The organism is Virgibacillus chiguensis (assembly GCF_900129865.1).
In the GTDB taxonomy this organism is placed as follows: Bacteria; Bacillota; Bacilli; order Bacillales; family Amphibacillaceae; genus Virgibacillus; species Virgibacillus chiguensis.
Window position 1 is genome coordinate 15333 of record NZ_FQXD01000029.1, and the last position, 10531, is coordinate 25863.

Genomic DNA, 10531 nt, shown 5'->3' on the forward strand with positions numbered 1-10531 from the left:
GTCTAAAGACGTACTTGACCGAAAGCCAATTCATCTCCACCTTACCGCTGGGATTTCACCCTTCACACGCTTGAAGATGGAGACTTCTTGGCTAAAAACGTTAAATTGAAAAAATATCGGCAGCACTCCCACCAATAATTACTTACCTTCGTTTAATTGTAAGCTATCTAAAAATTTTCGATAAGCATGATTTATAAAAGTATCCTTTCTTCGTATAAACACTGTTTTTACGGTTGCATATTTATCTGGGAGCTTATGAATACGTAGCTTGCCATCTGTTTGGTGTTGGCTAACTAGTGATTCGGTGATAACAGCAATTCCTAAACCAGCTTTTACACAACCAATAATTGCCTCTAATGTCCCAAACTCCATCATTTTCATAGGAACCATTCCCTCATCACGAAGCCACAGTTCCAACCGTTTTCTATGAATACAATGAGGACGGGTTAGAAGTACCCGTTTCTGCAAATTCGTTATAGAATGTAATGATTCTGGCTGACTATCTGTTATAACAACAAGTTCTTCCTCCATAACTGGTATTTGAATAAGATGAGGATGTTTAACAGATCCTACTACAAACGCTCCATCTAGTTTAAAATCAAGTACATCGTTAATAAGCTCTTCGGTTGCACCAATAGTTAAGGATAATTCTACCTGAGGATATTTTTTATTATAAGAAGCAAAAACAGATGGTAATCTAACAGATGCTGTTGTCTCATTTGCGCCTATGGAAATGGGACCACGAGGTGTTTCAGAATCTTGAATTGCCTTTTTTGTCTCCTCCATTAGACGCAAAATTTGGTCTGTATAAGATAAGAGTTGGTTCCCCTTTGAAGTTAATGAAACCCCACGAGGATGTCTGTAGAATAGTTCTGTTTGCAATTCTGCTTCTAATTTTTTGACTACCCTCGTAATGTTAGACTGAGCATAATTCAATTGTTCAGCCACCCTTGTGATACTGCCTTCATGAGCTAAAGTTTTGAAAATAAATAATTCCTTCACGTCCACAAAGCATGCTCCTTTAGACATCATTTTAAATGATCGATTTAATCTTATTTAATCATTTTTAATACAACTCTAAAAGGATTATGATATGTGTAAAGAACATTTTCTTCAAAATTCATTTTAGGAAAGGAATGCATGTATTTGTTACCTGTACATCGATTAAAAGCAAGAATAGCAGAGGAAGAGCATGATTTATTAACTAAAGAGGAGCGTACTTTGTGGGAAATGGCTCTAGAGAACTTGGAAATGCAGTCAAAGAGGTTAAAAGAGGATGACAGTTCGAAAAGAGCTAGTGAAGCGTTATCAGCATCCATGCTTCACGAATGGGAAAAAACGAAAAATAAGTTAAACGAATTAGAGGATGTATATAAGAAATGCAATGAAGCAATAGACCTTTGGAAGCACCTAAAAAAACAAATAGATCAACTGCCTCTAGATCAATCTCAAAAGGATTATTGGCTAAAGCAGGAAAAAAAGAAAGCAGAATTATTGGGTCATACGAAGCGAGTATGTCTATGGGAGGAAATAGAAAATTTTATAAACAGCATGGAAAACCTTCACAAGCTACTAAAGTTTTAATTCAAGAACAATATCGTAAAGTAAATTTTATTCAATAGGAGTTCTCCCTTTTCCCTACTAAGTATTTAGCACCTCAAAAAGGAAGAACCCACTAGTCATATAACCAAACCAAGGAATTCGATATCGGATTAACGTTTGCAAGGCTTCTTACAACCATTTATATTTGGGCTTATAGCACGATTTCGTAAGTATAATGAAATAATATGACATAGTGACTCGATCACCATTTCATACAAATTGATTTTTAATATGGAAATACTTTGTCTACGTTTCATCATTCAAAATAAGTAATCCAATTTCATCTGGATGATTAAGGGTTAAACCTGTAACGATCCACGAAAGCCTCTAGAACTATAATAAGAAGAAGCGCCATTGTGATACACAAAAACATGCCCGAAACGAAAATCACAGAAAAGCGCTCCACCAAGGTTTCTTATATCAGGAGGGGTGGCAATCCAACTCGACGTTTTCCTATCAAAATCGCCAAGTTTCTGCAAGGCTCGATACTGGTCTTCTGTTAAAAGTTCAATGCCCATAGCGGTAGCCATATCAACGGCATTATTTTCTGGTTTATGTTTTTTTCTGGACTCCAGCGCTTCACGATCATAACAAACACTTCTGCGGCCCTTAGGACTTTCCACAGCACAATCATAGAAAGTATACGTATCTGTCTCTTTATCATACCCAACCACATCGGGTTCACCGCCTGTTTGTTCCATTTCATGAAGAGACCTTATTTTTTCAGCATTTGCTTCCAGTTTTTCTTGCACTTTAGCCCATTCAAGCTCTTTATGGCGGTTCCTATTTTTCTCAAAACGAGCTTGCAATACGTTAAGTAATTCTTCCTTTTGTTCTAATGATAAATCCTTCTTACCGTTGATTTCACTATTCTTTGTCATGTTAATTTCCACCCACTTGTATATTACTTGAGCCGTACTCTATAATACCTCATTGCTTTCGGAACACCTTTAATTTCAAAAATACCTTTTAAAATCAGTTGTCGTAATCGGTACTCAAAAAAGGGATCTCCAATAGATTGATTTAAATGCCCCATTACTTCCCCAATAAGTCGTGCAGAATGTATGAAGTCGTTATATCCTCTCTCTTTGTGTAGCTGTTTAGCTTTATTTATCATGTAGTTATCATAATACGTTTCCTCTACATTTATTATTTCTTGCTTTTCCCATATCCTTAGGCATTCCTTCATAGTAGATAATGCTTGCCATTCTTCTACAAATTCTGCAAGTTGATGTTGTCTTACTGGAGCTTGTTTTCTACTTTCTTCATATATCCTTACTAATTTTTCAGGTAGAATTTCCCCCGTATGTAATGGGAAACATTCATTATTTGGGACATTAAAATGATCTTTATACTTCTTGGTCGCATTTAATATAAAAATGTCATTGATTTTATCTTTTAGTAGAAAAAGAACATACCGTAAAGCGATTTGTTCATGGGCATTTTCACCAGTCCATATCATTATTGGAGTGCTTTTTGGAATCGCCTTCACCATAGATACGGCGCGGTTAAAATTATATTTGTATTCATCTATGTATTCGTCATCAAGATTGATATGATTTTTTAACCATTCATATCTATAATTAAGCCCCTCCTCTTTATGTAATTGCCAGATGGGACCAACCTCTAACATATCCGAAAAACGAATGATTCTCTCCTCTTCTTGGTAATTCAATTCTTTTAAAGCTTGTTGTAAAGAGCCAGACGTAGAGTCACCAAAAACAATATGTACTGCACGATAACCTTTATCACTTTTTATATCCAATTGATTTTTTTTATATTCTAGAAAGGAATGATAGGTTCTTTTTAGATCCTTCACTAACTGGCTTTCTGTATATTGATCTGTTTTCTCGTGGGCTTCCATGCTCATAAACATAGATAGTAAAAGTGCATGCATTCCCTCTTCGGTCGCATTTTTAAGCAGTCTTTTTATTTCATGAATCAAATAATCACTCCTTTATATATATTTTTCCATAAAACCCAATTGTATTCTTTTTCCTGTTCATTTCTTCGTCTCTTAATACACATATACCCTAGATTTGAAGCTAGCTTAAACATAAACCATAAAAGTCAACTTCATTTTTTGCCTGGTACTTATTTTACCATAAAATTAACGGAATCAGCTCAGTACAAAAAGCAAACGTATAGCAAATTAATAATGTTCTGTACTGATGCCTTGTTGATTTTTTTCTTTCACTTGCTTTAATGTTGCTACGATAAGAAAGCTAACAATTACCAATAAGACCCATGAGCTTACTTTACCTAAATGAACGAGACTCCATGCATCCGTTTGATTCGGATATTCCCAAGCGCCAAATAATGTGACAATATTTTCAGCAATCCATATAAAAAATCCAATAAGAATAAAAGAAAATACGAGTGGCATACGATATTTGATTCCACCGACTTCATATGTAACCCAAGCTCGCCAAAAAACAATCATGACAAGTGCTGCTAACCACCAACGAACATCGATCCAGAAATGATGCGTGAAAAAATTTAAATAAATTGCCGTTGCAAGAGGGACAACTACTAAAAACGGGGGCCAATTGACCAATTTTATGTCCAATCTCCTCCAAGCCTGACAGAGATAACTTGCTACACTTGCATACATGAATCCACTATACAATGGAACACCAAAAACTTTCAAATACCCTTCTTCTGGATACGTCCAAGACCCCATGTTTACTTTAAATATCTCAAGGGCAAGCCCAATGAGGTGAAAGACGGTAATCACCTTCAACTCATCTCGTGTTTCTAATCCAGAACGAACCATGATCCACTGCATGAGGAGACAGATAATAAGCAGCCAGTCATATCGTGGTAGAAATGGTAAAGTTACCATTTGTGTAAGCGCCAATGAAGCAAAAATAACGACTGGAAATAGACAAGATAAAGCTTGTTCCCAACCAAAACGAACAAGCTGTTTCAATCCGCTTATACTTTGTGCCAATATGGTTTTTTTCTGGGAATTTCTTTGACTACCGAAATTCATGATCTCTCCCCTTTTTACAAGCCTATTCATGTCAAAATTAAAAGCACATTTTTCTTCCAAACAAAGGAATGTCTTTGCTTGGTTACATTTTTTCTAATTCTTCATCCATTTTATACTCTAGAATATCTCCGGGCTGACAATCCAACGCTTTACAAATTGCCTCTAAAGTGGAGAACCGAACTGCTTTTGCCTTGCTATTCTTTAAAATAGAAAGGTTAGCCATCGTTATTCCAACCTTTTGGGATAGTTCCGTTACGCGCATTTTCCGTTTTGCTAGCATCACATCGATGTTGACTATAATTGCCATTAGCTTCACCTCAGACGGTTAGGTCATTTTCTGATTTGATATAAAGCGCCTCTTGAAATAGCCTTTGAAGAACAGCGGCAAATACCGCTATCACCATGGATGCAATCGGAACAACCAATCCTACAAAAACGGCACCAGGAGCATCATCTATTTCCGCAAACAAATAAAAAAGCGGTACGTTGAGTACATGCAAGCAGCTTATAGTAATAGCACAATATTTAATTTTCTTTAAAGCAATGACAGATGATTCAGAGAACACTTTATTCTTGTCAATAAACAGTAAAAGTTTATACGCCTGATACAAAGCCAAATAAAAAGGGATAACTGCTGCATAAAAAATCGCGATAACAAAATAATTTATATAAGCCCATTCTGGCAACATTTCCGCTGCAACATGTCCAATTTCAGGTACTAGGAAAATACATAACCCAAGAATCGGAAATCCTATGAGAATAACAACTGTTTTTAGAAACACCGTCGTCGCCTTCTTCATAAAACCACCTCATTGATTTGTTAGTTGTTGATTTTAACATATTATTTATTGTAATTCAATAAATAATAGTCTTTTTTTAATACATACTTCATGATAATCATTTTCAAGCGTAAGGGTAAAGGAGTAGTGAAGTAGGACAATTCTATAAGCTTATGAAGCAAAATTTTTAGAGAGAACAGCATTAGTGAAACTTGACTTGACATCCATGCTTGATGACGAAAAAACGCCACCGTGTTTTCTTATAAAAAACTAAGCGTCGCCATCACTGACCACGCCTCTTGCAAAATATTTTCATTTCCATAGGATGACTTCAAGTTTCGATATCACAAATACTTCCTTGCTTTTTAAAAGCAACCACTTCTAAATCATAGCTATTTTCATAATAGTCTTCGTGTAAATGATCTCATCGGCTATACATAAAGGTCGAACATATTTACCTCATAACCAAGCTGTTTCATGTAATTAAAGAATTGACCTCGATGATGGAACAGGTGGGAAACTTCTTCAACTAACCAGTGTGCTTGAATCTCAGCTTTTTCAAGATAAAAGGGCTTTGTTTTCTTTGTCAAAAAATCTTCTTCAGACAAAGAAAGCATATAATCCTTATAATCTTTAAAACCTTTATTCATTCCTTCAATCATAATATCAGCAGATTCCATATTATTATACTTCGCTTCTAATCTTTCAATCGTTTCTTGATCCTTTTCCAACCATAGATGAAGATCAACTTCTGGTATAGAAATAATATGTTGAGCGAGCTCTTTAAGACTTCGCATATTGTCAGATGGCTTATACTCCCAATCCTCCGCTTGTACCTTTTTCAGCAAACCTTCCATGGATCTTATACCAATTGCAAGTTCAGACAATAATTCATTTCTTAAAATATCTACAGCGTTCATTCCTCTCATCACCTTTTCATTTAATTTGTTTATTCTGTTATGGAATAATGACAGATTACGACATCAACAATGCATTTTTGTTAACTATTCACCACATAGCTTCACTTGATGTAGGCAATTTTCACTACAACACGAAAAACCTTTGTTTTCAAGAGGCTTAATGCTGACAATCCTCCCTCTAAAGACCAGATTATTCTGACTTATTTGTCGCCTTAGCTATTCCACACATGAAAGGTTCGTTTGTGTTCCTCTGTCTTGTTTCTCCATGCAACCTTCTCATTCTTAGACGCTACATAAACATAGTAACATATGTTCGGTTAACAAGCACGTGTAAACATGCGCTTGCCAAAAAAAGAAGTATTTTTTATTATCCTCCCTGTTTAAGGTCGTTTCTCCCAAGGCTCAAGTTGACCGATAGTTGTTATCCTGTTTTTATTTTTAATTGCTTTTATAACGCCATCAGAAATCTCCTTATTTGTTAACCACCTTGATTGATCCTCTTCAATTACAAACCCCAGGCGAATTTGATAGTATACACAACTAGCGGGTAATTTTACTTCTCGCTTCAATGCTTTCAAATTTGAGTTGCTCCCTAAAACATGAAATAATTTCCACTCCTTTGGTCAGTTACTACTTTCAACGCCTTAGGAGCATCTGAGTGAATCCATGCTACGACAAGTTCCAACATCTCCGTTTTCCCTTATTGATGCATTTACGCGTTCCTCTAATCCCTCATGTTCCTTATAATCAACCAATATAGGTGTTATGTTGTTGTTTAATTCTGTCTCTTCTCATTTACTTGATAATTTAATAACATAATTCCATTCAGATCATTATTCATGAAATACACTTTAATATGATCCATTTTCTTTTGATAAGCTTGCAGGTTGGGAGCGACTGAAGAGAGTTTCTGGATGATTGACAAGAATATTGAAAAAATGATGACAAAATGGTCTGCTAAGCATTATAATGATATGTAACATGCGTTATATATCACCTGTTTTCTATAGGGAAAGGAGACGTAACAATGGCGCCACCGAAAAAATTTACACGGGAAAAAATTATTGAAACGGCATTCGAGATAGCTAAAGCTGAAGGAATTGACGCCATTACAATTCGGAAAGTAGCGAAAAAGATGGGCAGTTCGATTGCTCCAATTTATGTTAATTTCACGGATGTCGAACAATTGATTCAAGAGGTCGTAGCCAAAACCTTGGAAGTATCAAGGCATTTTCTAAACGAACAACAATCAGGAGAGCCGTTCTTGGACATAGGAATCGCAAGTATTCGTTTCGCAAAGCAATATAGTGTACTGTTCAGAGATTTAGTTATGAAAAACAACGGTCATATGGTGCACAATGAAGATCACGTAAACATCTTGATTCAGCAAATGAAGAAAGACACGCTTCTTCAAGACTTTTCCTATGAGGAGCTAAAGCAAATTTTACTCAAAATGCAGATTTTTCAAACCGGTTTGTCGGTGATGGTAGCGAATGACTTGCTGCCTGACGACTTTAACGAGGAGAAAATGATAGAAATGCTCGACAGCACTGCAAAAGATGTCATTACCGCAGCGCGTTTGCGCCAAAGCAACCAAATGTCAGAGGGGGAAATTTACGATGAATAATAAGTTGACACAATCGATTCTTGATGCGTACATGTCCAAAGCCATTACTAGAAAAAACATCCACGGTATCGTGTTTTGCGTAGAAAATGGAAGTGGTACAATGTCTTTCACCAGTAGTGCTGGAAACATCCAGCCTTCTGATTTCTATTTTCTTGCAAGCGTTACGAAATTGTATGTTACTGCGATCATGCTGATATTAAGATCACAAAAACATTTTCAGCTAGAAGATAACATAAGCAAGTACCTCCCCGCTGATATAACAAGCGAGCTACATGTTTATAAAGGAATCGATTACACACAAACCATTACGATTAAACATCTCATGTCCAATACAAGTGGATTGCCCGATTACTTCTCGAATGATGTTTTTAATGAATTTCTTAGCGGTAAAGATCAAGCATGGTCATTAGAGAAGACACTTACTATGATTAAACAAAAGAAGCCAGCATTTATACCGGGACAAAAAAGAAAAGCACAATACTCCGACACCAATTACCAGTTATTAGGAATCATCATCGAAACAGTAACAGGAAAAAGCGTCAACGATGTGTTTAAACAGCTTATCTTTGACGAATTGGGGTTAGAGGAAACGTATGTATTCGAAGATGTGAACGACTCGCGTCCAGTTCCGCTCTACTATAAATCGAAACCACTCCATCTGCCCTACTATATGGCATCAATTGCTTCGGAAGGAGGAATCGTCACCACAGCGAAAGACACAATGATTTTTTTAAAAGCTTTTTTCAACGAGCAATTTTTCTCGAGACAGGAGTTATCCGAGCTACAAAAAAACTGGAATCTCCTCTTTTTACCCGGCATCTTTTACTATGGAACCGGAATATCCCGGCAACCATTGTCATTAAAAGGGCTAAAAAAGGGATTGCTGGGACATTGGGGGCAATCGGGAGCTTTTGCATTCCATGATCCCGAAAAAGATCTTTATTTTACAGGCACGGTTAATCAAGTTACGGGACATAGTGTAGCTGCGCGGTTAATGAGCAAAATTAAAAAGTTAGCCTAGAGGACAATCGTGTATGTGCCCTAACAGGATGCACTGACACTATTGCGATAGAAGCTGATAAATAGAAAACGCCCTCAAGATCCAGCAGTTTACCTGCAAATTCTTTGGGGCGCACCGTTTTGGTTTGGCTGATTTCTTAAGCTCCCTTTTCCATACTGACTCTTATTTACCTTTACTATAGTTACAGTACTTATGATTCAAAAAGACAAAAGGCTTGTGGTTTAAGCCAAACAATATTTTAGTCAGTTGCTTCATAATGTATAATTAACAATTACTTCTTTGTATTTTACTTAAAGGATCTGCTTCAACATTATTAAATAGACGATGAGTGTTCTCACGAAAGTGCCTATGTACACAAAAGTTTATGGTATCCATTGCGAATTTGATGTAGTCAATTTAATAATAAATGAAGCACATTTATATTAATTCTTTCGGAAAAATATTCTTTCAAAATGAAGCAGCCCAATTGTATTTAAAGAAAACCCCATTAAATCTTTATGAAATAAGGCATTTTCAAACGTAGAATATAAAGGTACGATAATACCTTGTTTAATCCATTCTTTTATTATCTTTTGGAGAAAGAAGCAAATATAAGTTCACCAATACCAATAAAAAAACATATAATTCTTAATATCATTCTTTTTCAAGACATCCACCTTGCTTAGCACTTTTTGAAAAATTTCACGATGCGACTTTTTCGCCCCTTCCCATTCAGAAACAGCAATGGTATGAAAATAGTCTCCAATTCCTTACGATCTCATGTTATCCATTTGCAATTTCCCCATCCTCACTTGTAAACATCCCTAACTAATTGGAGTTACTTTTAAAAATTTCTAACGCTTTTATTACATTTGGAAAAAGAATACAACTATTAATGAAACTCTGATATATAATTCTATAGCAAACGCTAGATGACCTCGCCCTTTTTAATTTATATGCCCCTAGTCCTTTGGCAAGCTAGAAAAATCATTACAACTGAATACTTTCATAAGCAATATTACGTTTAACGTTCATGCTTGATATCCTTAAAGCATTCATTTCAAGGCGTTCTACTAGAGCTCTGTTTGCCTTACCGTCAAATTGTTGAGCTAAGGCATCTTTCACTTGGGAATGCTTTTCATAAAGTGACTCATCATAAAAGCATTCATTAAAGGTTGTTTTACATGCTTTTGCTTTTTTTTGCAATACATCTCTTATGTGTGTTCTCAATGCTTCCTTTTGCTTTCGTCTAATTAAGTAATTTTCCCACCATTCTTCCCATTCTTTCAAGCTGCTCACTCCTTTAGTTTTTAATTCCAAACCATTGGGCAAGAATTTGGTCTATACGTTCAAAATCTCGAGCCATCTTTTCCATATGATGGGCTATTTCCCCTGTATCCTTTTGCAGGTCTTTTAAAGTAGCCAATAAATCTTCAAATTCATCCAAATCAAGCAACATGGGAATGCCGTCTTCCATCTTTACTACTTCGTGAAACGCATCCTCTACATCTGCAATGGTCAATTTATCATAAGCCCCTATTCCTGCTGTTCCTATAAATGTATTTTTTATTTCGCTCATATCTGCAAAATAATAATCTAAAAATTTTA

The 10531-nt window shown here is 35.9% G+C and carries 13 protein-coding genes and 1 pseudogene; 3 read left to right on the forward strand and 11 right to left on the reverse strand.

The genetic code is table 11. The features are described from left to right. Positions 1 to 138 precede the first annotated feature (138 nt). Positions 139 to 1008: a LysR family transcriptional regulator gene (locus BUB45_RS18740; RefSeq protein WP_073013324.1), complete on the reverse strand. Its 870-nt coding sequence runs from the start codon at positions 1006 to 1008 to the stop codon at positions 139 to 141. Between the two features lie 132 nt (positions 1009 to 1140). On the opposite strand from BUB45_RS18740, the gene BUB45_RS18745 reads away from it, so the two are divergent. Continuing rightward, complete coding sequence (locus BUB45_RS18745; protein ID WP_073013327.1) at positions 1141 to 1584, forward strand: hypothetical protein; 444 nt, start codon at positions 1141 to 1143, stop codon at positions 1582 to 1584. Positions 1585 to 1901: 317 nt separating this feature from the next. Here the strand turns inward: BUB45_RS18745 and BUB45_RS18750 are convergent, their stop codons facing one another. The 8 genes and pseudogenes from BUB45_RS18750 to BUB45_RS20560 form a co-directional block, all read right to left on the reverse strand. Beyond that, on the reverse strand, positions 1902 to 2483 hold the full coding sequence (locus BUB45_RS18750; protein ID WP_073013330.1) for a DUF4256 domain-containing protein: 582 nt from the start codon (positions 2481 to 2483) through the stop codon (positions 1902 to 1904). Positions 2484 to 2506: 23 nt separating this feature from the next. Further along, a complete protein-coding gene (locus BUB45_RS18755; RefSeq protein ID WP_084723831.1) occupies positions 2507 to 3547 on the reverse strand; it encodes a DUF1835 domain-containing protein in 1041 nt (346 codons plus the stop codon). A gap of 207 nt (positions 3548 to 3754) precedes the next feature. After that, positions 3755 to 4543 (reverse strand): DUF817 domain-containing protein, encoded by a 789-nt coding sequence (locus BUB45_RS18760; protein WP_073013363.1) that lies wholly within the window; start codon positions 4541 to 4543, stop codon positions 3755 to 3757. A 136-nt stretch (positions 4544 to 4679) separates the two neighbouring features. After that, on the reverse strand, positions 4680 to 4904 hold the full coding sequence (locus BUB45_RS18765) for a helix-turn-helix domain-containing protein (protein WP_073013332.1): 225 nt from the start codon (positions 4902 to 4904) through the stop codon (positions 4680 to 4682). Between the two features lie 10 nt (positions 4905 to 4914). Continuing rightward, positions 4915 to 5397: a DUF2975 domain-containing protein gene (locus tag BUB45_RS18770; RefSeq protein ID WP_073013334.1), complete on the reverse strand. Its 483-nt coding sequence runs from the start codon at positions 5395 to 5397 to the stop codon at positions 4915 to 4917. Between the two features lie 310 nt (positions 5398 to 5707). Next, positions 5708 to 5794: pseudogene (locus BUB45_RS20840) on the reverse strand (hypothetical protein); the annotation flags it as partial. Between the two features lie 13 nt (positions 5795 to 5807). Then, a complete protein-coding gene (locus BUB45_RS18775; RefSeq protein ID WP_073013336.1) occupies positions 5808 to 6296 on the reverse strand; it encodes a DinB family protein in 489 nt (162 codons plus the stop codon). A gap of 380 nt (positions 6297 to 6676) precedes the next feature. Beyond that, positions 6677 to 6865 carry a Rossmann-fold NAD(P)-binding domain-containing protein gene (locus BUB45_RS20560; RefSeq protein ID WP_244527775.1) on the reverse strand — a complete coding sequence of 63 codons (189 nt, stop codon included), beginning with the start codon at positions 6863 to 6865 and terminating at the stop codon, positions 6677 to 6679. 458 nt (positions 6866 to 7323) lie between these two features. On the opposite strand from BUB45_RS20560, the gene BUB45_RS18785 reads away from it, so the two are divergent. Both BUB45_RS18785 and BUB45_RS18790 read left to right on the forward strand, forming a co-directional pair. Continuing rightward, complete coding sequence (locus BUB45_RS18785) at positions 7324 to 7923, forward strand: TetR/AcrR family transcriptional regulator (RefSeq protein WP_073013340.1); 600 nt, start codon at positions 7324 to 7326, stop codon at positions 7921 to 7923. Continuing rightward, positions 7916 to 8944 carry a serine hydrolase domain-containing protein gene (locus BUB45_RS18790; RefSeq protein ID WP_073013341.1) on the forward strand — a complete coding sequence of 343 codons (1029 nt, stop codon included), beginning with the start codon at positions 7916 to 7918 and terminating at the stop codon, positions 8942 to 8944. Before BUB45_RS18785 ends, BUB45_RS18790 begins: the two co-directional genes overlap by 8 nt. A 969-nt stretch (positions 8945 to 9913) precedes the next feature. Here BUB45_RS18790 and BUB45_RS18795 read toward each other — a convergent pair. Both BUB45_RS18795 and BUB45_RS20050 read right to left on the reverse strand, forming a co-directional pair. Beyond that, entirely contained in the window at positions 9914 to 10213 is a 300-nt protein-coding gene (locus BUB45_RS18795; protein WP_073013343.1) for a hypothetical protein, read from the reverse strand. A gap of 13 nt (positions 10214 to 10226) precedes the next feature. Further along, positions 10227 to 10531: hypothetical protein (locus BUB45_RS20050; RefSeq protein ID WP_073013345.1), on the reverse strand; the 305-nt coding region annotated here is incomplete at its 5' end.